This window comes from Streptoverticillium olivoreticuli subsp. olivoreticuli, from assembly GCF_003391135.1.
Classification (GTDB): Bacteria; Actinomycetota; Actinomycetes; order Streptomycetales; family Streptomycetaceae; genus Streptomyces; species Streptomyces blastmyceticus.
In genome coordinates this window covers 7,496,985-7,519,026 of sequence record NZ_CP031455.1, presented here as the reverse complement: position 1 = coordinate 7,519,026, position 22,042 = coordinate 7,496,985, and the positions used below count along the sequence as shown (strand labels likewise).

The following is a 22,042-nucleotide window of genomic DNA, read 5'->3' as shown; positions in this document are numbered from 1 at the left end:
GAAGGAGCACTCATCAACCATGGCTCGCAACTGGAAGACCTTCGGCGCACTGGCAGTCGCAGGTTGCTGCGCCGCGATCGGCCTCACCACGGGCACCGCTGAGGCGCAGATACAAATAAAGACCGGCGACGTCACGGAACACAAGGCGTACAACGACTCCGGCAGAACCGGCGAATACCAGTTCGTGGCGAACAATTGGGACAGCCGCTACCAGCGCTACCAGCAGTCGTTCGTCTGGGTATCCGGGCAGGACGGCGGCAAGGACATGGTCCACTGCCTCCGGGGCAACGGCGGAGCGAACTGGTACGAGTCCTCGATCGTCGCGCGCAACGGTACGAACTCCTCGCACTACGACTGCACCAGCAACGGCACCTACAACCGGGGTTTCGACCAGGTGGGCGTCGACCTGAGCAACTGGTGACAGTTGCCTGAGCAGGCAGCGGAAGCCCTGGTGCGCCCCGGTTCGGAGCGCACCAGGGCACACCGGCCGAAGGAGGAGGCCCGGACGATGCTGGGCAGACACAAGACCCTCGCGGTCGCGCTGGCCGCGATCATTGCCGCGATGGTCGCGGCGGGGTTCGCGTATTTCCCGTCCGACGACGGCCAGACGGCCCGGGCGGCGGCCAACACCCGCCGTTTCGTGCTGATCCTGGCAGGTGCTTCCGGCCAGTCGGAGTCGGGAGAATTCGACCTTGAGGTTGCCGCTCGCACGGAGGCCCTGACATCCACCTGCATGAAGTCGCGCGGCTTCCAGTACCTGCCCAAGAACCCGCACAGCGTGGTCGACGTCGAGGACGCATCGGACTTTTCGAGCCTCGGCTACGCGCGCGAGCACGGGTTCGGAATATCGGTGTTCCCCCACTTCGCCCCTGAGACCACGGCGGCCAAGAGCTACCTGAAGACCCTTTCAGCCGCTTCCCTCAAGGCCTACGATGCGGCCCTTCCCGGATGCGTGGACAGCTCACAGCGTACGACCGAGAAGGAATATGGAATCCCGGAGGCGAACTCCGAGTGGGCTCGGGTGGACGGCGAGGTGCAACACGACGGACGTTACCGATCGGCACTTGAGACGTGGAGATCCTGTGCGGCGGCGGCCGGTCATCCGGCGCGATCCCGTCTCGCGCTCATCACGGACCTGCGCAAGGAATACACGTCCATGATGGCCGGCATTCAGGGTGGGGACCGAGTGCTGCCCCAGGACCAACTGGCGGCGCTGGCCGCCCAGAATCCCAAGTGGCGGAAGTTCCATCAATCGGAACTCGATGCCGCCGTGGCGACATTTCCCTGCTCGCAAGCCGCCGATCGGACATATGTGTCCGTATTCCTCCAGTACCTGAACCGGGACAGTTGAGGGCGGCGCACCGGCCTCGCTGCCGGTGTTCCATAACGCCCGTCCCGGCTCATGGGACGCGGCCGCTATGGCCGACCGCTCCTCGCGGACCGGCGGGCGTCCAATGATCCGCGTGCTGCCCGTGCGAGGTCTCGGGCCGCCGTATCCACGCGGCCAGTAGCCGAAGCGCCTCTTCGGAGCTGGAGCCTGCCTCGGCGGTGTAGACGCTCAGCCGCTGGTCCGGGTCGGCGGGCAGGGTGAGGGACTCGTAATTGAGGGTGAGCGGGCCGACGACCGGGTGGTGGAAGTGTTTGCTGCCATGCGTGTGCCGATACACGTTCTGGTCGGCCCACCAGCGGCGGAAGTCCTCATCCGTGATCGAGAGTTCGCCGACGAGTTCGGCCAGCAGTGGATCGTGGGGATGGCGGCCGGCGTCGCGCCGGAGCGAGGCGACGATGTCCTGGGCGTGGGTGCCACGGCAGCAAGTTCGCGGTGGAGGGCATCCTCGAAACGCTCGGCAAGGAGGTCGCCGATTTCGGCATCCATGTCACCGCCGTCGAGCCGGGCAGTTTCCGGACCGACTGGTCCGGCCGCTCGATGATCCGCGCACCCCGTGTGATCGCCGACTACGACGAGCTGTTCGAGCCGCTGCGCGCCCGGCGCATCCACGGCGGCGGGCACCAGCCGGGCGACCCGGACAAGGCCACGGCCGCGGTGCTGCGAATCGTGGCGGCCGACCGGCCGCCGACGCGCCTGCTGCTCGGCACCGACGCGCTTCGGCTCGTCCAGGCCGGACGCGACGCCTTCGAGCGCGACATGCCGGCATGGGCCGAGCTGTCGGCCTCCACCGACTTCGACGACGTCGGCCGGTCCGCCTGAGTCACTCGCCCGGCGACCGCGCGCTCCCACCACTCGGCCGCCCCTATGACAAGGGCACGGTAGTGAGGGCCGGTTACTGCGGCCAGGGCAGTTCCGCGAGGGCGGTCGCCGACGCCGTCCGGCACGCGACCGGCGTACGTCACCGGGACCTGCCGGTCCGGCCCGGCGAGGTCGCCCGGGGGCACAGCTCCGCCCCCGGGCGGCCGATGGCTACGGAAGCGTGACCACGTCGCCCGGGGTGATCGTGTCGGGGTCCTCGATCTGCGGGTTCGCCGCCGCCAGTTCGGACAGCGGGACGTCGTTCGCCGCCGCGATGGACGAGAGCGTGTCGCCCTCCCGCACCGTGACGGTGCGGGCCCGGCCGTACTCCGCCGTCAGCCGCGCCAGCTGCCGGGGGCCCGGGATGCCGTCCGCGTCGGCGCCCGTGTCGCCGATCTTCTCCTGGTACCGGCGCATCGACTCGGTGTCGGCCTCCGTCCATTCGGGGCCGGGGCCCTCCTTGTAGGCGCCGCAGCCGGCCCGCACCAGCGTCTCTCCCAGGCGGGTGATGTGCTCGCCGCTGCTCCCGGGGCCGTAGGCCAGACCGTCGATCACGACCTGGCGGGAGGAGTCACCGCCCTGCGGCGTCCCCCCGTCCCGGTCCTCCTTCCGGTCCTCCTCCCGGTCGGCGGGCCGGGAGGAGGTGTCGCCGCCGGCCGGGATGTCGGACTCGTCGGCCTGCTCGCCGAAGTGGACGACGCCGGGGCGCCCCCGCCAGTCGGGGTCGGCCACGACGGCGCCCTCCGGGAAGTCCGGGACGCCGTACCCGTAGACGTAGGAGGACTTGCGCGGCCGGGTCTTGAGGTAGACGCCGTCGCCCTCGGCAGAGCCCGAGTCGTTGGTGTTGCCCTCGATGGTGGTGATCTCGTCGTCCGTGTAGGCGATGCAGATGCCCGTGTGCGAGCCGCCGCCGGGGCCGAAGAAGACCACGCTGCCGACGGCCGGGTAGGCGCTCCAGCGGCCGCGGTCCTGGAACCACTCCACGCCCGCAGGGCACCACGCGTAGCGCGGCACGATGTCGCCGTTCCCGCTGCGGTCCGCGGCCCAGCTCACGAACATGCCGCACCACGCCTCTTCGTTCATGCCGTACCAGCGGCCGAACTTGTTGTCGTTGTCCCAGTGCCCGTCGGAAAAGCCCTCCTGGTATCCGATCTCCTCCCGGGCGACGCTGATGAATTCCCTGGCTCCGGACATGGTTTACCCCTCCTGAATTTTGAGCATGAACATTCCCGTGGCAACGGTGACCGCAATGGAATGAAAGCTCGCGCGATGGCGCGCAGCGGGCACGGCATGGGCGTGCACCGCCTCCGACGTGGGACGCGAGCTGTCGATCACCATGCCACATCGAGACCGGACATGCCCTGCCGGACTCCCGTTGAACGCTTTTCCGGGAGGCGTTGATCGGCGCGTTGATCCGCATTGATCGAAATTCATTTCGCGTTGATCCGCCGTAGATCAAGGCTCGACAGCATGGTGGATGTCGAAAGAGTTCGGCTACTCCCAGAGCAATTCACACGACGCCGCGCCGAAGAAATGCGCAGCGCTCCAGAACGGTTGGCAGAGAGAAATGTCCCCGCAGAACGGCCAGATGTACGTCCTTCGCTCGGCGACCGGTGTGGTCGCCGACGTCGACCACAGCAACACGGCACCGGGCACGAAGATCCAGGGCTGGTCGCCCAACGGCTCCAAGGCGCAGAGTTGGGTCTTCTGGGCCAAGGACAACGGCTCGTGGCTGCTGGAGACGGGGCTGACCCACGGCACCCACGGCCCCGGTCAGGCCATGGTCCTCGACTACGACTTCACCAACTTCCGGGCCCACCTGGTCAAGGAGCACGGGCAGGCCAATCAGCTGTGGCGGCTGGAGGACGCCGGTGACGGCTACGTGCGCCTCAAGAGTCTGCGCACGGAAGGCGGCGACGCCTATCTGACCGCCGACGGCGGTGGCAGCTTCCTGGGCGTGTGGCAGTCCGCCCCGGGCAACGACGCCCAGCGGTGGCGGCTGGAGGGTGCCTCCTCCTCCGGCCAGGGCCAGCAGCCCGGCCGTCAGCCGCAGCCCCAGCCCCAGCCGGGCGGTGGCGGCTCCGCGGTCGAGCAGATGCTGAACCTGGTCAACCAGGAGCGGGCGAAGGTCGGCCTGCCGGGCCTGGTGCTCGACGGCGCGCTGTGCGCGGCGGCCCAGCGCCAGTCCGACGACATGGCGCGCAACAACTTCCTGGGCCACGTCGGCTCGGACGGCAGCGACTTCTCGCGGCGCTTCAAGGACGCGGGCGTCCAGAGCTCATCCGGGGCCGAGAACGCCGCCACCGGCTCCGACGTGCGCGGAACCATGGACATGTGGATGCGCAGCGAGGGGCACCGCAACAACATCCTCGGGCGTGACTTCCGGCGCTTCGGGGCGGCCTTCGCCCCCGGCAGCGGCGGCCGCTGGACGCAGACCTTCGCGAACTGACGGCACCGAGACGGACACCCGAGAGGACACCCCCCATGGGCATTACCTGGATACCCGGTGCCGAACGCCTGGGCAGCGGCGACATCGGCGGCGACATGGACACCCCCGACGAGCCGCCCCGCATCGTCTGGCACACCACCGAGAGCGGGGCCGGTGACGCGGAGTTCGACTCCACCGGCGACTACCTGATCGAGATCGGCGCCGAGCCGCACGTGCTCTACGACCCCACGACCGACCGCATCGGCCAGTTCGGTCCGCTGGACGAGAGCGCCCGCGCCCTGCGCAACGACGGCGACGACCGCACCAATCGCACCGGCAGGGTCTGCATCCAGGTCGAGGTGCTGGCCCGGGCGAGCGAGCCCTTCACCGACTACTGGCAGCCGGGGCCGAACTTCGCCGCGCTGCTCGACGCCGCCCGTTCCTGGGGCGTCCCGGACGCCTGGCCGGCGGGCGACCTCGCCGCCGACGGCTCCGACTCCACCAGCCGGGACAGCGACACCTGGCACTCCGAGGGCGGCCACTACGGGCACGCCAACGTCCCCGGCAACGACCACTGGGACCCGGGTGCCGTCGACCGCTCGGCGATTCTCGCCGCGGGCTCGGGCGACGCCCCGGCCGCCGCGGACGACGAGCCCCGTACCTCGTCCGGGACCGGAGCCGCCGAGGTCAGCCTGGCGAACGTCGTGGCCGCGGCCGGCAGCGACCCGGACGCCCCGCAGGGCGCGACCACCCACCGCGACGACGTGCTCGTCGTGGAGCGGGCCCTCCAGGCCGAGGGCCTGCTGTCCGCCGACTGGGTCGACGGCTCCTTCGGCACCAGGACCCAGGACGCCTATGCCGAGTGGCAGAGCCGCTGCGGCTACGAGGGCGACGACGCCGACGGCGTCCCGGGCCGTACCAGCCTCGAGAAGCTGGGCGCGGAGCACGGCTTCCGCGTCGCCGGCTGAACCCCTGTCTCTTCCACACCTCTACGAAAGGTGCCGCAGCATGTCTGTCGCCCCACAGAACGGCCAGTTGTTCACCCTCCGGTCCGCCAACGGCCTGACCGTCGACGTCAATTCCAGCCAGGCGACGGCGGGTAACCGGATCCAGGGCTGGAAGCCCAACGGGTCGCAGGCGCAGAGCTGGGTCTTCTGGGCCAAGGACAACGGCTCGTGGCTGCTGGAGACGGGGCTGACCCACGGCACCCACGGCCCCGGCCAGGCCATGGTCCTCGACTACAACTTCAGCGCCGGGGTCACCCACCTGTTCACCGAGCACGGTGACGCCAACCAGCGCTGGCTGTTCGAGGACGCGGGCAGCGGCTGGTACCGGATCAAGTCGGTGCGCGGGAACGAGGGCGACCGCTATCTGACGGCCGTCGGCGAGGGCGTCGCGCTGGCACTGCGGAGCCCGAGCTGGGGCGACCCCGGCCAGCGGTGGGAGCTGCTGCCCGTCGGCTCCCGCCCGCAGCCGCAGCAGCCGGGCGGCCAGGGTGTGCGGATCACGCTGGACGCCGGGCAGGCCCCCGACCTGGCCGGCTGGCTCGAGGCGCAGAAGCCGGTGCTGGAGACCTGGTTCCCCAAGACGGTCGCGCTGATCATAGGCGACGCCTACGCGGCGCCCGCCGAGTACCGGATCGTGCTCGACCGGTCCAACACCGGCGTCGCCTACGCCTCCGGCGGCATGGTGAGCGTCAACCCCGACTACGTGCGCCGCAACCCCGGTGACGCGGGCTTCCTCATCCACGAGCAGGTTCACATCATCCAGCAGAACCGCGTCGTGCCCGGGCACTTCGTGGAGGGCGTGGCCGACTGGGTGCGCAACTACCACTTCGAGAGCGGCGGGCTCCCCTTCGTCCGGTCCTCCGACAAGTACACCGACGCCTACAAGACGACGGCGTACTTCCTCAACCACGTGGCCACGCACTACGACGGCGACATCGTCCGCAAGCTGAACGTGGCCGGTCACGACGGCTCGTACGACGGCGACGACCAGTGGTGGCGCGCCCGCACGGGCAAGACCGCTCAGCAGCTGTGGGACGAGATCCCCAAGCGCTGAGTCCCCTCGGCGGGATGACTTCCCCCGTCCCGCCGAGGCACCGTGTCCCCCGGTTCCCCCCAGCCGGGGGACGCGGCCTTTTTCCTCGATCGCCGTGCGTCAGAGCTCTTGGAGGTGCCGCGCGATGTCGTCCGCGTCCGGCAGGCCGAGCTCGCGGAAGACGCTCTCCGCACGGCGGTAGTGGTCCCGGGCCCGGTCGGCGTCGCCCTGTGCCCGGTGGGCGTGGCCGAGCTGCGCGAGGGCGCGGGCGAGGATGCCCGCGTCGCCGCGCGCCTCGGCGATGTCCCGTGCCCGCGCGGCGTGTTCGGCGGCCTCCGTGGGCCGTCCCAAGACGTTGTGGGCCTCGGCGATCGCGCCGAGCAGGAGGCCCTCGCGGTAGCGGGAGCCCGTCTCACGCCACAGGCGCAGGCTCTCGTGCAGGCTGTCGAAGGTCTCGGACGTCCGCCCGGTCCGCAGGCAGACCTGGGCGAGGTTGTGCAGCGCGTTGGCCTGGCCCGCGACGTCCCCGGTCGCCCGGGTGACGGCGACGGCCTCGCGGCAGTGCGCCAGCCCTTGCTCGGCCCGGCCGGTGGCCAGCAGGGCCAGGCCGAGGAAGCCGAGCGCGTACGCCTCGATGCCGCGGCTGGCCAGGGCCCTGCCGTGGGTCAGCGCCTCGGTCAGCATGGCGTGCGCGGCGGTGAAGTCGCGCAGGGCCAGCGCGCCGCCGCCCCGTGTGATCAGGACGTGGGCGAGCAGCGTCCGGTCCCCGGCCGCCCGGCACAGCTCGACGGCCCGGTCCAGGGAGGGGGCGCCGAGCCGCATGGCGAAGCGGTGCTGCACGGAGCTGCCCAGCATGTACAGGGCACGTGCTTCCGCGGTGCGGTGGCCGGCGGCGCGCGCGGCCTCTGCCAGGATCCGGGCGGCGCGCTCGATGCCGTAGGGCTGCGCGCCGAGGCGGCCGAGCGGGTCCGCGGCCAGCAGCAGGTCCGCGCAGACGGTCAGCGACAGGGAGGCGTCGCCCGCCGCCTGCTCGACGAGCCCCAGGAGCGACGTCTGCTCGTCGATCAGCCAGGCGGTGGCCTCCTGCGGGCCGGTGAAGACCAGGCCCTCGGAACGCGGCGGGGCCGCGTTCCCTGGGAACACGTCGTCGGGCAACGATGCCCGGTGGGCGTCGAGGGCGGTGGCGAGGCAGAACCCCAGCAGGCGGGTGAGGGCGGCGGTCCGCTCGTGGTCCGGCACTTCGGCGACCGCGGTCTGCCGGGCGAAGAGCCGGAGCAGGTCGTGGTAGCGGTAGCGGCCGGGGGCGACCGACTCCAGCAGGCTCAGGTCGACCAGCGACTCGCACAGCTCCTCCGCCTCCCGCTCCGGCCGGGCGAGCAGCGCCGCGGCGGCGGGCACGCCCAGTTCGGGCACCTCGGGCAGGGCCAGCAGCCGGAAGGCGCGGACGTGCTCGGCGTCCAGCAGTTCCATGCCGAGCCGGAAGGTCGTCTCCACGGCGGCGTCCTCCGCCCTGAACGCGCCGAGGCGGCGCCGCTCGTCCGCAAGCAGCGCGGCGGTCTCCGCGAGCGTGTGGTCCGGCCGGGCGACCAGCCGGGAGGCCACGATGCGGAGGGCGAGCGGCAGATGGCCGCAGGCGTCGAGCACCTCGGCGGCGGCCTCCGGCTCGGCGGACACGCGCCGTCCGCCGACGATCCGGGTCAGCAGCTCCAGGGCCTCCGTCCGCGTCATGGGCCGCAGGTCCACCAGGGCGGCCCCGGTCAGGCCGGCGAGCCGGGAGCGGCTGGTGAGCAGCACCGCGCTGCCGGGCGCGCCGGGCAGCAGGTCGCGCACCTGGGCCAGGTCGCGGGCGTTGTCCAGCAGCACGAGCACCTGCCGGGTGGCGAGCAGGGAGCGGTAGAGGGCGGCCCGCTCCCCGGGCAGTACCGGGAGGTGACCGGCGCGGACGCCGAGGACGCGCAGGAAGCGGCCCAGCACCTCCATGGGCTCCGCGGGCCGGGGGTCGGTTCCCCTCAGGTCCGCGTAGAGCTGCCCGTCCGGGAAGCGGTGGCGCATCCGGTGGGCCACGTGGACGGCGAGGGCGGTCTTGCCGATGCCGCCCATCCCGCTGATGGCGCTGAGGGCGACGATCCGGCCGCTCTCCAGCGCGGTGCACAGCCGGTCGGCCTCGTCGCTCCGGCCCGTGAAGTCGGCGGTGTCCTGGGGCAGTTGGGCCGGTCCGCCGGACCGGGCCTGAGCCCGGGGCCCGGTCGCGTCGCCCGCCTGCCGCCCGGGTCCGGCGGTGAGGATCTTCTGCTGGAGCCGCTCCAGGCCGGGACCCGGGCGGGTGCCCAGCTCCTCGGCGAGCGCGCGGCGGACGTGCGCGTGGACGTCGAGTGCGTCCGCCTGCCGTCCGGCGTGGTGCAGCGCCGTCATCAGCAGCTCGTGGACCCGCTCGCGCCACGGGTGTTCGGCGGCCAGCGCGCGCAGCGGACCGAGCGCGTTGTCGTGCCCGCCCAGCGCGATCTCGGCCTCCCAGCGGGCCTCGACGGCCGACAGGCGCAGCTCCTCCAGCCGGACGCGCTGGGCCTCGGCGTACGGGCCGGGCACGCCGGCGAGCGGCCTGCCGCGCCACAGGTCCAGCGCGGAGACGAGCAGCGAGCGAGCCCGTTCGGGCCGGCCGGCGGCCCGGGCCCGCCGTGCCTCGGCCGTACGGAGCTCGAAGACCGTCAGGTCGACGTCCTCCGGGGCGACGCGCAGGGTGTAGCCGTCGCCCGTCGTCAGCAGCGTGCGCGCGGAGGCGCGGGGTGCCCGGCCGGGCTCCAGCAGCCGGCGCAGGGTGAAGACGTGGGTGCGCAACGACCCCAGCACGCCGGGCGGGGCCTCGTCGCCCCAGACCGCGGCGATCAGTTCCCTGGCGGACACGGGGGTGCGCGCCCGCAGCAGCAGGACCGCGAGCACCGCCTGCGGCCGGGGCGCGCCGACGGAGACCTCGGCCGACCCGTCGTGCACGCGAAGGGGACCGAGAACGGTGAACCGGCAGGCGGCGGTTCGCCCGGATCCGCCGCCGGAGGAGTGGCCGGGAGAGACAGTGGGGTGCATGGGATGTCTCCGGATGACGTGAGGACCGTTTGGCGTGAGGGCCTCTTGACGAGAGGTCACAGGAGGGCGGATCGCCCGTGACACCGGTTCCGCCGTGACGGGTTCGGCACACGAGGAGAGCGGGCCGCTCCCGTCAGGGGACCGGTGCCGGTTCGGGCCCGCCCCGGCGCCCGGGCTCGTCGCCGAGCAGGGCGAGGAGGTCGTCGGCCTCCGGCATGCCCAGGCGGGCGCAGATCTCGTGCGCGGTGCGCCGGTGCGCGCGGGCGCCGTCGTGGTCCCCGATGCGGCCGAGCGCGGAGCCGAGCGCGGCCAGGGCGTGGGCGCGGCCGCGGTCGTTCCTGACCTCCTCCAGCGTCGCGGCCGCGGTCCTGGCCAGCTGGGCGGCCTCCTCGGCGCGGCCGGTGGCGAGCCGGTTCTCCGCGAGCCGGGAGAGGGTGAGCCCTTCCCACAGCCGGTTGCGGCGGTCGCCGAAGAAGGCCAGCGCCTCGGTGAGGCGTGCGGCGGACTCGGCGGTCCGTCCGGCGGCGCCGAGGACGACGCCCAGTTCGTACAGGGCGAACCCCACCCGGCGGCCGTTGCCCAGACCTTGATGGAGCACCAGGGCCTCTTCCGCGTCCGCGACCGCCGGGGCCGTCTCGCCCGCCGCCTGGCGCACCCGGCAGCGCGCGCCGAGGGCGTTCGCCTCGCCGAGCCGGTCGGCGTGCGCCCGGAAGACCGCCAAGGCCTCGGTGAGGAGGGCGCGGGTCTCGTCGTGGTGGCGCAGGTGGTACAAGCAGCGGGCCAGCAGCACCAGGGCGTCGGCCATGACGAGCGCGTCGCCGGCCGCACGGCTCGCCGCCACCGCCTGGCGGTAGACCACGACCAGTTCGCGGAGGCGGGCCGCGTAGTAGTGGCCGTGGCCGAGGGCCAGGTAGGCACGGCCCGCGCTGCGCCGGTCGCCCAGGCGGAGCGCCGCGGCGACCACTTCCTCGGCCGCCTGCTCGAACTCCGGCCCGGGGCGCCCGCGTTCCAGCAGCTCCTCCGTCATGAGCAGCAGGTCGGCCGCCGGGGCGAGGGCGCCGTCGGGGGCCTTGGCCGCCTGGCGCACCGCCGCGAACAGGCATGGCGCCTCCTCGGCCAGCCAGGCGCCGGCGTCCTCGGCCGTTGCGAACGACAGCCCGGGGACCGTCGCGGTCATCCCCAGGCGTTCGGCCCTGTCGAGGGCGCCGGGGTACGAGGCCCGCACCGTGGACACCAGGAACTTCAGCAGGCGGCGCAGGCCGGCGGCCCGTCCCTCCGGGGACTCCTCCGCGCTCGCGCGTCCACGCGCGTAGAGGCGCAGCAGGTCGTGGTAGCGGTAGCGGCCGGGGGTGGGGGACTCCAGCAGGCTGACGTCGACCAGGGACTCGCACAGCGCCTCGGCCTCCGGCTCCGGCAGACCGAGGACAGCGGCCGCGGCGGCGGCCGAGATGTGCGGGCCGTCGGGCAGGGCGAGCAGCCGGAAGGCGCGCTGCTGGGCCGGCCGGAGCTGGGCGTGGCCGAGCGCGAAGGCGGCCTCGACGGTCAGGTCGGCGACGCGCAGTTCCGCCAGGCGGTGCTGCTCGTCGGCGAGCCGGCCGTGCAGCGCGCCGAGCGGCCACGCGGGGCGCGTGGCCAGCCGGGCCGCCACGATCCGTACGGCCAGCGGCAGGTGGCCGCAGGCCGACACCAGCCGGGCGGCGTCGTCCGCCTCGGCGGCGACGCGGGCCCGGCCCATGACCTTGCCCAGGAGTTCGAGTGCCTCGCCCGGGGTCATGACGTCGAGGTCGACCAGGCGCGCGGACGCCAGCACCGCGGGCTTGGCGCGGCTGGTGACCAGGACGGCGCACGAGGGCGGCCCGGACAGGAAGGGCCGCACCTGCTCGGGGCCGTGGGCGTTGTCGAGGAGGATGAGCACGCGGCGCCCGTCCAGCCGGGTGCGGAAGAGCGCGGAGCGTTCCGCCAGGCCCTCGGGTATCGCGGCGTCGTCCACGCCCAGCGCCCGCAGGAACGAGCCCAGTACGGTGGCCGGGTCGGCCGGATGGCCGCCGACGCCCTGGAGGTCCGTGTAGAGCTGTCCGTGCGGGAAGGACTCCCGCACCCGGTGCGCGACGTGCACGGCGAGGGCGCTCTTGCCCACCCCGCCGGCTCCGGAGACCGCGACCATGGCGGCGGCCCCGGGGCGGTCGGACGTCAGCAGCGCGCACAGGTCCGCCACGAGCGTGGCGCGGCCGGTGAAGTCGGCGAGGTCGCCCGGGAGCTGGGCGGGCAGCGGCGGCGCGGCCGGGTCCGGGAGCCCGGTGCCGCCGGTGGCGTCCGGCGCCGTGAGCAGATCCCGTGCCTCGGCGAGGTCGCGGCCGGGTTCGAGCCCGAGCTCCTCGCTCAGCTGCAGGCGGGCCTCGTCGTAGACGGCGAGCGCTTCGGCGGACCGGCCGTCACGGTGCAGCGCCCGCATCTGGAGGGCGCGCAGCCGTTCACGCAGGGGATGGTGCGCGGCCAGGCCGGCGAGCTCCGCGAGGACCGGCTGCGGGCCGTCCAGTTCCAGGTCGAGCTCCAGACGGGCTTCGAGGGCCGTCAGGCGCTGGTCGGCGAGCCGGGCGCGGTGCGCGTCCATGGCCGCGCCGGGGACGCCCGGCAGGGGGTCGTCCTGCCAGGGCTCCAGCGCGAGGCGCAGCCGGGCGCGGGCCTCCGCGAGCTGTCCGGCCGCCCGGGCCCGGCCCGCCGAGACGACGTGGTCCTCGAACCGGGCGAGGTCCACGGCCTCGCGCGGCACGTGCAGCGCGTAGCCGTCGGGGACGGACACCAGGACCCGGGGGGACTCGCCCGCGGCCCGCTCCGGCTCCAGCAGCTTGCGCAGCCGCGAGGCGTACGTCCGCAGGGCCCCCACGGCGCGGGGTGGCGGGTTCTCGCCCCACAGGGCCTCCACGACGTCGGCCACCGAGGCGGCCCGCTCCTGGCGCAGCAACAGCACCGCGAGGAACGCCTGCTGCTGCGGGGAGCCGAGCTCCAGCTCCCTGTCGCCGCGCCACGCGCGCAGCCGGCCGAGCAGCGCGAACCGCAGCCCGGCGTCCCCGGTGACCATCTTCCGCCCCACCCCATTGACGCCTTCAGACGCGCATGCCGTACGGCGGGCCGGCCCCGTCTTCCCGCCGGGTGCTCGGCACGTTGTCCCCGGCGTGCGCTTGGCCTGGATATTACCTTTGGGCAATCCGTCTTTTAACGTCGCCGGGCTGCCATCGGGGCTGGCTCCCGTGCGCTGCGCACCGTCGTGGTCCGCGGTGCGGCGAACCCCCGCCGGAACCTCCGGCAGGGGTTCGCCGCCTCACGAGCCGTCACACGGGGTCAAGGGGTGGTCGTCGAGACGACGAAGACCTGTGGGTAGTCCGGGTTGTCCAGGTTCGCGGTGATGGAGAGCGTCGGCTTGGGCTTGTCCTGCTCCCGGACCGTACCCACCCAGTGGTGTCCTGAGCCGAACTTCCAGCCGACCTCCGCCGCCTGGTCGTCGTCGATCGTGACCTCGCCGTTCTTGAGCGCGGAGGCGCTCGTGCCGACGTCCGTCAGCCACTTCGCGAACTTGGCGCGGGTGGTGGTGAACTGGAGGTACAGCGAGCTGGCCTTCCACGAGTTGGTCTCGTAGTTGGCCACGTCCTCGGCGTAGGACGGCACCGTCACCTCGTAGACGCGGCGCTGGAGCCGGGACGGCCAGCCCTCCTCCAGGCCGGTCGAGGCGGCCTGCTCCTTCTTGGAGTCGCTGCCGCCGCGGCTCTGCATCGCGGAGATGTAGAGGTAGCCCGCGGGGATCGCGATCAGCAGGAAGACGATCACGGCCTTGAGCCAGCGGCGCCGGGGGCGGCCGCCGTCCGGCTCGTCCGGCGTCGCGGTGCGCTCGGGGAGTTCCATGGTGGCCGTCACCCGCGGCCGGCCTGTGCGTAGCGCTCGTAGCGCTCGACCCGGCGCCGGTTGGCGCGGCGGAAGCGGCGGGCGACGAGCCGGGCCAGGTCGGCGGCGCCGACCATGCCGGCCTCGGGACCCAGCTGCGCCTTGACGATCCGGGCCTCGGGGCGGTAGCCGCGGCCGGTCAGGTGGCGGCGGAAGGCGTCCCGGGCGGGGCCGATGAGCAGGTCGTCGGCGGCGCTGACGCCACCGCCGATGACGAAGCAGGACGGGTCGAGGGCGGCGGCGAGGTTGGCGATGCCCACGCCCAGCCACTGGCCGATGTCCTGGAGCAGCTCGACGCACATGGCGTCGCCGGAGCGGGCCAGCTCGGTGATGAGCGGTCCGGTGATCTCGGAGATGTTGCCGCCGACGCGGTCGATGATGCCGTACGCGACCGGGGACTCGGCGGCGGCCAGCTCGCGGGCCTCGCGCACCAGCGCGTTGCCGGAGCTGTACTGCTCCCAGCAGCCGCGGTTGCCGCAGGGGCAGCGGTGGCCGCCGGGCACGACCTGCATATGGCCGAACTCGCCCGCGACCCCGTACTTGCCCCGCTTGACCTGGCCGTCCTCCAGGATGGCGCCGCCGATGCCGGTGCCCAGGGTGATCATCACCAGGTGGTCCTCGCCGCGGCCCGCGCCGAAGCGCCACTCCGCCCAGGCGGCGGTGTTGGCGTCGTTGTCGACCATGACGGGGACGGCGAGGCGGCCGGCGAGGCGGTCGCGCAGCGGCTCGTTGCGCCAGGACAGGTGCGGGGCGAAGAGCACGCGGTTGCGGTCGGCGTCGACCCAGCCGGCCGCGCCGATGCCCACCGCGTGCACGTCGTGCCGGTCGGAGAGGTCCAGGACCAGCTCGGTGATGGTGTCCTCGACGACCTTGGGGCTCTTGGACTTGTCCGGCGTCTCGGTGCGGATCTTCTCCAGGATGGTGCCGTCGGCATCGACGACGCCCGCCATCACCTTGGTGCCGCCGATGTCGATGCCGACCGTGGGGACGCGCGGGGCGGTCAGGTGCGACCGGCGCTCACGGGTGCCCACCGTACGGAGCACGGTCGCTCTCGCCGCACCCCGGTGGAGCTCGCGGTACATGCTCATCGTGCCTCCACTGCGTGGGGCCTGGCGGTACGGGGGCGTGCTCGCACGAGTCGGTGTCCCTGCGCTGGTCTCTGGAGGCTGCGCCTCACGTATACGGTCGGTGCGATTGTGCCTCACGGAGCCGTTCGGTACCGCATCGCGCGGTCCAGGAGGGAGCCCCGGGCGGGGGGCCGGAGGTCACTCCTCGCCGGAGGTGGCCCGTGCCAGCTCATGGCTGAGCTGGTCGAGCTCGCTGCCGCCCGCCATCTGGCGCGTCAACTCGTCGAGCGCGATCTCCGACTTCGCGTGGCTGCCGGCCATCGCCCCCCGCTTGAGCAGGACGAACCGGTCACCGACCAGATACGCGTGGTGCGGGTTGTGCGTGATCAGCACCACGCCAAGCCCGGCGTCGCGCGCCGCGGCCACGTACTTCAGCACCACACCCGACTGCTTGACGCCGAGCGCGGCGGTCGGCTCGTCCAGGACCAGGACCTTCGCCCCGAAATAGACCGCCCGCGCGATGGCGACGCACTGCCGCTCACCACCGGAGAGGGTGCCGATGGGCTGGTCGACGTCGCGCAGGTCGATGCCCATGCGCAGCAGCTCCGCGCGGGTGGTCTCGCGCATCTTGGCGACGTCCAGCCGCTTGAAGGGGCCCGCGCCCTTCGTCGGCTCGGAGCCGAGGAAGAAGTTCCGCCAGACCGGCATCAGCGGGACCACGGCGAGGTCCTGGTAGACGGTGGCGATGCCACGGTCCAGGGCCTCGCGGGGCGAGCCCAGCCGGATCTCCTCGCCGTCGATCGCGAAGGTGCCGGCGTCGTGCTGGTGCAGCCCCGCGATGATCTTGATGAGGGTGGACTTGCCCGCGCCGTTGTCACCGAGGACACAGGTGATCTCGCCCGCGTGGACCTCCAGGGAGACCCCTTCGAGGGCGCGGATGTTCCCGTAGAACTTGCTGACGTCCGTCAGCTCCACCAGAGCGGTCATTTGCTCGCCTCCGCACGCTTACGGACCCACGCGTTCAGCAGCGTCGCCAGCAGCAGCATCGCGCCCAGGAAGAACTTGAACCAGTCCGGGTTCCACTGGGCGTAGACGATGCCCTTGCTGGTCATGCCGAAGATGAACGCGCCGACCGCGGACCCGATGGCCGAGCCGTAGCCGCCGGTCATCAGGCAGCCGCCGATGACGGCCGCGATGATGTAGAGGAACTCGTTGCCCACGCCCTCGCCGGACTGCACCACGTCGTACGACATCAGCAGGTGCTGGCCGGAGATCCAGGCGCAGAACGCGACGCCCATGTACAGACCGATCTTGGTCTTGTTGACGGGGACGCCGACCGCGCGGGCCGCGTCGGAGCCGCCGCCGACCGCGAAGATCCAGTTGCCGACGCGGGTGCGCAGCAGCACCCAGGTGGCCAGGGCGACCAGGCCGAACCACCACAGGATGGTGACCTGGAGGTCGACGTCACCGATCGACAGGTGCGAGGCGAAGACCGCGCGGGCCGAGTCGAAGCCCTCCATGTCGCCGATGGTCTTGGTGGAGACGGTGCCGCTGATGAGCTTGGTGAAGCCCAGATTGAGGCCCGTGAGCATCAGGAAGGTGCCGAGCGTGATGATGAAGCTGGGCAGCTTGGTGCGGGTCAGCATGAACCCGTTGAAGAAGCCGATGGCCAGGGTGATCAGCAGGGACACCCCGATGCCGACCCAGACGTTGGCCGTCATCTGGTAGCTGAACATCGAGGAGACCAGCGCGGAGCTGGTCACCATCACGCCGGTCGACAGGTCGAACTCGCCGCCGATCATCAGCAGCGCCACCGGCACCGCCATGATCCCGATCGTCGAGGACGCGTAGAGCACGGTGGACAGGCTGGACGGCTGGAGGAAGCTGTCGGCGACGAACGAGAAGAAGAGGAAGACCGCCGCCGCGCCCACGACCGAGCCCAGCTCGGGGCGGCCCATCAGGCGGCGCAGATAGCCCTGGCGCAGCAGGCGTTCGTCGGCCTGCGCGGTGGTGGCTGTACTCATCGGGTGCCCCGCTTCGTGTACTCGGCGAGGGTCTTGGCGTCGTCCTTGGTGATGATCTGCGGGCCGGTGAGGACCGGCCGGCCACCGCCCAGCATGTCGCGGTTGTACCTGTAGAGCCAGAGCAGGTCGACCGCCTCGTAGCCCTGGAGGTACGGGTCCTGGTCGACGGCGAAGCCGAGCGAACCGTCCTGGAGGGCGTCGGCGACCTTGGCGTTGAGGTCGAAGGTGTCGACCTCGGCCTTGCTGCCGGCCTGCTGGGCGGCCTTGACGGCGGTGGGCGCGAAGGGCGCACCGAGCGTGACGACGGCGTCGATGTCCTTGTCGGACTGGAGCTTCGCCTCGATGGAGGACTGCACGTTGGGCATGTTGGTGCCCTCGACGTAGAGGTTCTGCAGATCGCCCTTGAAGGACTTCTTCACGCCCGCGCAGCGCTGCTCGTGGCCGACGTTGCCCTGCTCGTGCAGGACGCAGACCGCCTTCTTCCTGCCGCGCTTGTTGAGCTCCTCGCCGACGGCCTCGCCCGCGATGGTCTCGTCCTGGCCGATGTGGGTGAGCGCCCCGAACTCCATGGACTTGTCGGAGCCCGAGTTCACGGTGATCACCGGGATGCCGGCCTTCTTCGCCTTGGCGACGACGTCCTTCATCGCGTCGGGCTTGGCGAGGGTGACGATCAGGCCGTCGACCTTCTGGTCGATCATGGCCTGCACGTTCTGGGCCTGCTTGTTCCCCTCGACGTCGTGCGCGTAGAGGAACTTGATGTTGTCCTTGGCCGCTGCCTGCTTGGCACCGTTCTGGACGATGTCCCAGAAGGTGTCGCCATCGCCCGAGTGGGTGACCATCGCGAAGGTCCAGCGGGGCGTGTCGACATTGGCGCGCCCCTGGGAGGCCTTGGCCGCCCGCTCCTCCGCGCGCTTTCCGCCCGTACTGCTGCACCCCGCCAGGGTGGCGCCGAGCACCGCTGCCAGCACGGCGCTCACCGCGCGTACGCCTGTCCGAACCCTTGCCACGAGGAGTTGCCCTTCTCACTGTCTTTCACGGTGCGGCCGGACCCCGGTCCTGCGGGCCCAACCGCCCAAGTATCCGTCACCATCCGTCACCGCCGTCCGCCGGGGCTTCGGCGGGCCCGCGCGGGGCTGCCGCATGTGGGTGGAGTTCTAGTGGCGGACGCCACACCGCGTCAAGACTTTGTCCGAACATTCTGACGGACTGACCTGCCCGCCGCCCTAGGGGCGCACCAGCAGCTGGAAGTCGAAGGAGTAGCGCGACGCCCGGTATATGTGCGAGCCGAACTCCACCGAACGTCCGGTGTCGTCGTACGTCGTCCGCTCCATCGTCAGCAGCGGCGCGCCTTCCGGCTCGGCGAGCCGTGTCCCCTCCTCGGCGGTCGCCGCGCGGGCGCCGACCGTCTGCCGGGCGCTGTGCAGGGTGATGCCCGCCGCGCGGATCAGCCGGTAGAGGCCGGTCTCCGCCAGCTTCCCGCCGTCGAGGTCGAGCAGCCCGACGGGAAGGTGATTGCGCAGGTGCGCCATGGGCTCGCCGTGCGCGAGGCGCAGCCGCTCGATCAGGACGACGTCGGCGCCCTCGGCGACCCCGAGCGCGGCGGCCACCCGCGCCGTGGCGGGCTCTACCAGATGGCGCAGCACCTGTGTGGCGGGCTGCTGACCGGCGGCCTCCAGATCGTCGTAGAGGCTGCTCAGCTCCAGCGGGCGCTTGACCTGGCTGTGCAGGACCTGGGTACCGACGCCCCTACGCCGTACGAGCAGGCCCTTGTCCACCAGCGACTGGATGGCCTGCCGGACGGTCGGCCGGGACAGCCCCAGCCGGCCGGCGAGGTCGATCTCGTTGCCGAGGAGGCTGCCGGGGGCGAGCGCGCCCTGCTCGATCGCCGCTTCGAGCTGCTGCGACAGCTGGTAGTAGAGCGGTACGGGACTGCTGCGGTCCAGGCTGAACTGGAGGGATCGATGGGTCGCCACGAAGGGAGCGTAACCGGGGGACCGGATGACGGGAAGTTCGGAGGTCAGGTTGTCCTGACATTTCCCCGCCATCAATGGAACCCGGCTCTTCCCTTACCGGTACGGGTGACCCGGCCGTCAACTCCGCGCCGACGACTCGCGTCTTGTGCAATGCAGATACAACGTAGATATCGGTGAATATGCACCGATTTTGGATGTGCTCCTGTCCTGCCCGGCCGAGGGGAAGGCGAGGTCATGGAAGAGCTGGCTCTGGGGGTGGCGCTGGGCTTCAGCGCCGGCATCAGCCCGGGCCCCCTGCTCGCCCTGGTGCTGTCGGGGACGCTGCGCGGCGGGCTCGGCGTGGGGCTGCGGGTGGCGGCGGTGCCGCTGATCACCGACCTGCCGGTGATCGTCCTTTCGGTGACGGTGCTGTCCGTGCTGCCGGGGCGGGCGGTCTCGGCGGGAGGGGTGATCGGCGGGCTGTTCCTGGCCTGGCTGGCCGCGTCGACGATCCGTGAGTCCCGTACCGCCGAGATCCCGGCGGTACGGGAGGCCGCCGTGATCCGGGCCGAAGGCCGGCGGACGTTGCGTCAGGGGGTGCTGATCAATCTGCTGAGCCCGCACCCGTGGGTCTTCTGGCTGACGACCGGGGCGCCGCTGCTGGTGGCGGCCTGGCGGGACAGCCCGCCGGGCGCGGGCGGCTTCCTCCTCGGCTTCTACGCGCTGCTCGTCGGCAGCAAGGCGGCGCTCGCCCTGATCGTGGCCCGCGCCCGCCACCGGATCGGCACCCGCGGCTACCGGCTGCTGCTGGGCGGCTCCGGCGTACTGCTGCTGACGGCGTCCGCCCTACTGCTGGTCGAGTTCGGCTCCGCCCTGGCGGCGTAGGCGCCGTGGTCACGATGGAGGTGCGCCACCGACCATGACCGTGCGACTTCGGACACCGACGCTCAACCTCGCTCCCGGTCCGCCTCGTTTCTGTCTTCAAAGGCGCCATGACAACGGGGGGACCGCACCATGAGCCACGGATACGCCTTCGACGACTCTTCGAACAGCGGCCGCGCGAGGCCCTCGCGCCTCCGGCTGTACGACCAGCTGGAGGCCGCCGCGCACGACCTGCTCCTACCCGTGGCCGACTGGGTCTCCACCCACGTCGCCCGACCGCATCCGGACCTCGGCCGCCGCGGCGCGGTCTGCCCCTTCGTACCGCTCTCCCAACGACTGGGCCTGCTCCGCTTCGCCCTCGCCGACCCGCCCGTCTCCGACGAACCGGACCTGCTGACGGCCGCCACCGCCCTCAAGACGCACTGGCAGGCGATGGAGCCGCACAGCGGCCCGCACACCATCGACAAGACAATCGTCCTCGTACTGCCGGGAGTGGACGCGACCACCGTGGTCCGCGCCCACGACCGCCTCAAACCGGAGTTCGTCGCGAACGGCATGATGCTCGGCGAATTCTTCCCCGACCACCCGGGCCCGGGCCTGCACAACCCCGCCTTCCGCCCACTGCACAGCGACACTCCCCTGCTGGTCGTCCGCAGCATGGTCGCCAACGACCTGCCGTTCCTGACGGAGAAGCGCTATCCGCCGGAGCGACGGGCGGGGTTCGTGGCGGCTTTTCTCGAGCATCAGGGGTCGGCGAGCGCGACGACGCGGGAACGGGCGCGGGAGGAATTGGAGTTGGCGCGGGGGGAGGTGGGGCGGTGCCCGTTCCTCCAATAACGAGCTCGTGCGTGACCGGCACCGATCAGGTCGGCATCACCGCCCTGACCGGTGCGTCGAGAACCCGCCAACTGTCTGGATCAAACCCATGGATCAAGGTGCGCGTGGCCCATACAGTCAATCGACCCGACCAAATCTGAGATATGAAGGGCGATTGCCGTCTTGAAGCTGTCCCGAATGGCCGCGCTGATCACCGCCACCGCCATTGCCCCGGCCGTCCTGCTCGCCTCACCGGCCTTCGCGAACGCCGCCGCTCCGGCCCCGTCCACGCCGCCGGCCCAGAGCGCCCCCGGCCAGGCCCCGGCGGAGAAGCCCGCCGAGAACGACCGTATCGAGATCCTGCGCATCGTCAGTGCCGCGAAGCCGGGCTCCGTCCTGGCCGACGACGGCAACGCGGCCATCGCCAACGGCCCGGCGGCCATGCGCGCCTTCCTGGAGAGCGGCCAGTACTTGGCACGCGAAACCGACGACGCGATCCTCGCCTCCCAGATCATCAACGCCGGCGGCCCCTCGGTGCAGGCGGCAGGCAAGGCGGCGATGAGGGGAACCGCCGCCGATGTGAGGAAGTTCCTGGAGACCGGCCAGTACGAGGCGCGGGACACAGACAACAGCGTCCTTATCTCGCGGATCTTCAACGAAGGCGGCTACGGAGTCAGGGAGGCAGCCAAGGCTGCACTCAAGGGCACCCCCGAAGACCGCGTCGCATTCCTCAAGACCGGCCAGTACATCGCCCGGGACGACGACAACAACGTCCTCATCTCCCGCATCTTCAACGAAGGCGGCCCCGAGGTCAGGAAGGCGGCCAAGGCCGCGCTCAAGGGCACACCTGAGGACCGCGTCGCCTTTATCAAGACCGGGCAGTACATAGCCCGCGCCAAGGACAAGGGACCCCGGAGCTGACGCTCCAGCCGCTCAACTCTTGCTCCCCTGTTCACCGGAGCCTGCAAAGAGGGGACACAGAAGCCCTGCCCGAGGATAACTTCGGCAGGGCTTCTGCAATCGTCTGCTGGGCACCAGGGGTCAGGGTGCGCAGTGCCACCATGACGGTGAGCGGTGATGCGTTTCCCAGTGCCGGTGGAACGCGCGCGCCGCGTGGGCTCCGGCGAAATGGTCGGCGGTTGCCCATGCCCAGCGCTGGGCGTTCTTCAAACCGACGCAGGTGGGACACCGGTCGGCTATGCCGCCGACCACGACGCCGGGGCCGGATGTGTGCGGCAAGGAGATGACTCCCATCAGTGCACGCTCCGGGGGCCGATCCCGAGCTTCGCGCGCTCCTCCGTTGTGGCGATGCGCAGGCGCGTCGAGTGCGCCGTCCACAAGGAACCGTCCTGTACCGACTTGACGGTGTGGATCCGCCCCGCCACACCCTGCGTCACGCCCACAGCGCCGGTCTCCTTGTCGACCACCAGCGCACCGGAGCGGTAGCCCGTCCCCCATGGCGTCATGTTCGTCATCCGTTCGAACCTCCGTGTGCCGCTCATGCGGAGCGGGCAACTCCCTGTTGTGATCCGAGAGTTGCGTCACATCGCTTACGGTGGCTAGACCAAAAC

General features: G+C 71.8%; 20 protein-coding genes. 9 read left to right on the top strand and 11 right to left on the bottom strand.

Annotation, left to right across the window (positions count from 1 at the left end; translation table 11 throughout):
- Window positions 1-19 precede the first annotated feature (19 nt).
- A complete protein-coding gene (locus tag DXZ73_RS32630; protein WP_116214556.1) occupies window positions 20-421 on the top strand; it encodes a hypothetical protein in 402 nt (133 codons plus the stop codon).
- 87 nt (window positions 422-508) lie between these two features.
- Window positions 509-1,351 (top strand): hypothetical protein, encoded by an 843-nt coding sequence (locus DXZ73_RS32625; RefSeq protein ID WP_116214555.1) that lies wholly within the window; start codon window positions 509-511, stop codon window positions 1,349-1,351.
- 49 nt (window positions 1,352-1,400) lie between these two features.
- Here the strand turns inward: DXZ73_RS32625 and DXZ73_RS32620 are convergent, their stop codons facing one another.
- Complete coding sequence (locus DXZ73_RS32620) at window positions 1,401-1,787, bottom strand: hypothetical protein (RefSeq protein WP_240351824.1); 387 nt, start codon at window positions 1,785-1,787, stop codon at window positions 1,401-1,403.
- A 35-nt stretch (window positions 1,788-1,822) separates the two neighbouring features.
- On the opposite strand from DXZ73_RS32620, the gene DXZ73_RS32615 reads away from it, so the two are divergent.
- On the top strand, window positions 1,823-2,209 hold the full coding sequence (locus DXZ73_RS32615; protein WP_205519274.1) for a hypothetical protein: 387 nt from the start codon (window positions 1,823-1,825) through the stop codon (window positions 2,207-2,209).
- A gap of 210 nt (window positions 2,210-2,419) precedes the next feature.
- Here the strand turns inward: DXZ73_RS32615 and DXZ73_RS32610 are convergent, their stop codons facing one another.
- A complete protein-coding gene (locus tag DXZ73_RS32610; RefSeq protein ID WP_116214554.1) occupies window positions 2,420-3,442 on the bottom strand; it encodes a peptidoglycan-binding protein in 1,023 nt (340 codons plus the stop codon).
- Between the two features lie 373 nt (window positions 3,443-3,815).
- Here DXZ73_RS32610 and DXZ73_RS32605 point away from each other — a divergent pair, with 373 nt between their 5' ends.
- From DXZ73_RS32605 to DXZ73_RS32595, 3 genes are read left to right on the top strand one after another with little or no spacing between them, the layout of a single operon-like run.
- A complete protein-coding gene (locus tag DXZ73_RS32605; protein WP_162890412.1) occupies window positions 3,816-4,697 on the top strand; it encodes a CAP domain-containing protein in 882 nt (293 codons plus the stop codon).
- Between the two features lie 35 nt (window positions 4,698-4,732).
- Window positions 4,733-5,644 carry a peptidoglycan-binding domain-containing protein gene (locus DXZ73_RS32600; RefSeq protein ID WP_116214552.1) on the top strand — a complete coding sequence of 304 codons (912 nt, stop codon included), beginning with the start codon at window positions 4,733-4,735 and terminating at the stop codon, window positions 5,642-5,644.
- Between the two features lie 40 nt (window positions 5,645-5,684).
- Window positions 5,685-6,737: a basic secretory protein-like protein gene (locus DXZ73_RS32595; protein WP_116214551.1), complete on the top strand. Its 1,053-nt coding sequence runs from the start codon at window positions 5,685-5,687 to the stop codon at window positions 6,735-6,737.
- 99 nt (window positions 6,738-6,836) lie between these two features.
- Here the strand turns inward: DXZ73_RS32595 and DXZ73_RS32590 are convergent, their stop codons facing one another.
- The 8 genes from DXZ73_RS32590 to DXZ73_RS32555 form a co-directional block, all read right to left on the bottom strand.
- Entirely contained in the window at window positions 6,837-9,794 is a 2,958-nt protein-coding gene (locus DXZ73_RS32590; protein WP_116214550.1) for an AfsR/SARP family transcriptional regulator, read from the bottom strand.
- Window positions 9,795-9,927: 133 nt separating this feature from the next.
- Complete coding sequence (locus DXZ73_RS32585; RefSeq protein WP_116214549.1) at window positions 9,928-12,873, bottom strand: AfsR/SARP family transcriptional regulator; 2,946 nt, start codon at window positions 12,871-12,873, stop codon at window positions 9,928-9,930.
- Window positions 12,874-13,133: 260 nt separating this feature from the next.
- Window positions 13,134-13,703, bottom strand: a complete 570-nt coding sequence (locus DXZ73_RS32580; protein ID WP_240351595.1) for a hypothetical protein — start codon at window positions 13,701-13,703, stop codon at window positions 13,134-13,136.
- Window positions 13,700-14,818, bottom strand: coding sequence for an ROK family glucokinase (locus tag DXZ73_RS32575; RefSeq protein WP_116214548.1), 1,119 nt, complete (start codon window positions 14,816-14,818; stop codon window positions 13,700-13,702). Before DXZ73_RS32575 ends, DXZ73_RS32580 begins: the two co-directional genes overlap by 4 nt.
- Window positions 14,819-14,995: 177 nt before the next feature.
- Complete coding sequence (locus DXZ73_RS32570; protein ID WP_116214547.1) at window positions 14,996-15,784, bottom strand: ATP-binding cassette domain-containing protein; 789 nt, start codon at window positions 15,782-15,784, stop codon at window positions 14,996-14,998.
- A complete protein-coding gene (locus DXZ73_RS32565; RefSeq protein ID WP_116214546.1) occupies window positions 15,781-16,821 on the bottom strand; it encodes an ABC transporter permease in 1,041 nt (346 codons plus the stop codon). Before DXZ73_RS32565 ends, DXZ73_RS32570 begins: the two co-directional genes overlap by 4 nt.
- On the bottom strand, window positions 16,818-17,798 hold the full coding sequence (locus DXZ73_RS32560; protein WP_116214545.1) for a sugar ABC transporter substrate-binding protein: 981 nt from the start codon (window positions 17,796-17,798) through the stop codon (window positions 16,818-16,820). The genes DXZ73_RS32565 and DXZ73_RS32560 overlap by 4 nt, the downstream gene beginning before the upstream one ends.
- A gap of 246 nt (window positions 17,799-18,044) precedes the next feature.
- Window positions 18,045-18,764 (bottom strand): UTRA domain-containing protein, encoded by a 720-nt coding sequence (locus tag DXZ73_RS32555; RefSeq protein WP_116216021.1) that lies wholly within the window; start codon window positions 18,762-18,764, stop codon window positions 18,045-18,047.
- Window positions 18,765-19,028: 264 nt separating this feature from the next.
- On the opposite strand from DXZ73_RS32555, the gene DXZ73_RS32550 reads away from it, so the two are divergent.
- The 3 genes from DXZ73_RS32550 (at window position 19,029) to DXZ73_RS32540 (ending at window position 21,392) form a co-directional block, all read left to right on the top strand.
- Window positions 19,029-19,658, top strand: a complete 630-nt coding sequence (locus tag DXZ73_RS32550) for a LysE family translocator (RefSeq protein WP_116214544.1) — start codon at window positions 19,029-19,031, stop codon at window positions 19,656-19,658.
- A gap of 129 nt (window positions 19,659-19,787) precedes the next feature.
- Window positions 19,788-20,492 (top strand): DUF6875 domain-containing protein, encoded by a 705-nt coding sequence (locus tag DXZ73_RS32545; RefSeq protein ID WP_116214543.1) that lies wholly within the window; start codon window positions 19,788-19,790, stop codon window positions 20,490-20,492.
- A gap of 162 nt (window positions 20,493-20,654) precedes the next feature.
- Window positions 20,655-21,392 (top strand): ALF repeat-containing protein, encoded by a 738-nt coding sequence (locus DXZ73_RS32540; RefSeq protein WP_162890411.1) that lies wholly within the window; start codon window positions 20,655-20,657, stop codon window positions 21,390-21,392.
- 332 nt (window positions 21,393-21,724) lie between these two features.
- On the opposite strand, the gene DXZ73_RS32535 is transcribed toward DXZ73_RS32540, so the two are convergent.
- Window positions 21,725-21,946, bottom strand: coding sequence for a hypothetical protein (locus tag DXZ73_RS32535; protein ID WP_116214541.1), 222 nt, complete (start codon window positions 21,944-21,946; stop codon window positions 21,725-21,727).
- Window positions 21,947-22,042 lie beyond the last annotated feature (96 nt).

What these genes read in the sequence shown, in the direction of transcription:
- DXZ73_RS32630 (WP_116214556.1), top strand. Translation starts at nt 20, where the DNA reads ATGGCTCGCAACTGGAAGACCTTCGGCGCACTGGCAGTCGCAGGTTGC.
- DXZ73_RS32625 (WP_116214555.1), top strand. Translation starts at nt 509, where the DNA reads ATGCTGGGCAGACACAAGACCCTCGCGGTCGCGCTGGCCGCGATCATT.
- DXZ73_RS32610 (WP_116214554.1), bottom strand. Translation starts at nt 3,442, where the DNA reads ATGTCCGGAGCCAGGGAATTCATCAGCGTCGCCCGGGAGGAGATCGGA.
- DXZ73_RS32605 (WP_162890412.1), top strand. Translation starts at nt 3,816, where the DNA reads ATGTCCCCGCAGAACGGCCAGATGTACGTCCTTCGCTCGGCGACCGGT.
- DXZ73_RS32600 (WP_116214552.1), top strand. Translation starts at nt 4,733, where the DNA reads ATGGGCATTACCTGGATACCCGGTGCCGAACGCCTGGGCAGCGGCGAC.
- DXZ73_RS32595 (WP_116214551.1), top strand. Translation starts at nt 5,685, where the DNA reads ATGTCTGTCGCCCCACAGAACGGCCAGTTGTTCACCCTCCGGTCCGCC.
- DXZ73_RS32590 (WP_116214550.1), bottom strand. Translation starts at nt 9,794, where the DNA reads ATGCACCCCACTGTCTCTCCCGGCCACTCCTCCGGCGGCGGATCCGGG.
- DXZ73_RS32585 (WP_116214549.1), bottom strand. Translation starts at nt 12,873, where the DNA reads ATGGTCACCGGGGACGCCGGGCTGCGGTTCGCGCTGCTCGGCCGGCTG.
- DXZ73_RS32575 (WP_116214548.1), bottom strand. Translation starts at nt 14,818, where the DNA reads ATGAGCATGTACCGCGAGCTCCACCGGGGTGCGGCGAGAGCGACCGTG.
- DXZ73_RS32570 (WP_116214547.1), bottom strand. Translation starts at nt 15,784, where the DNA reads ATGACCGCTCTGGTGGAGCTGACGGACGTCAGCAAGTTCTACGGGAAC.
- DXZ73_RS32565 (WP_116214546.1), bottom strand. Translation starts at nt 16,821, where the DNA reads ATGAGTACAGCCACCACCGCGCAGGCCGACGAACGCCTGCTGCGCCAG.
- DXZ73_RS32550 (WP_116214544.1), top strand. Translation starts at nt 19,029, where the DNA reads ATGGAAGAGCTGGCTCTGGGGGTGGCGCTGGGCTTCAGCGCCGGCATC.
- DXZ73_RS32545 (WP_116214543.1), top strand. Translation starts at nt 19,788, where the DNA reads ATGAGCCACGGATACGCCTTCGACGACTCTTCGAACAGCGGCCGCGCG.
- DXZ73_RS32535 (WP_116214541.1), bottom strand. Translation starts at nt 21,946, where the DNA reads ATGACGAACATGACGCCATGGGGGACGGGCTACCGCTCCGGTGCGCTG.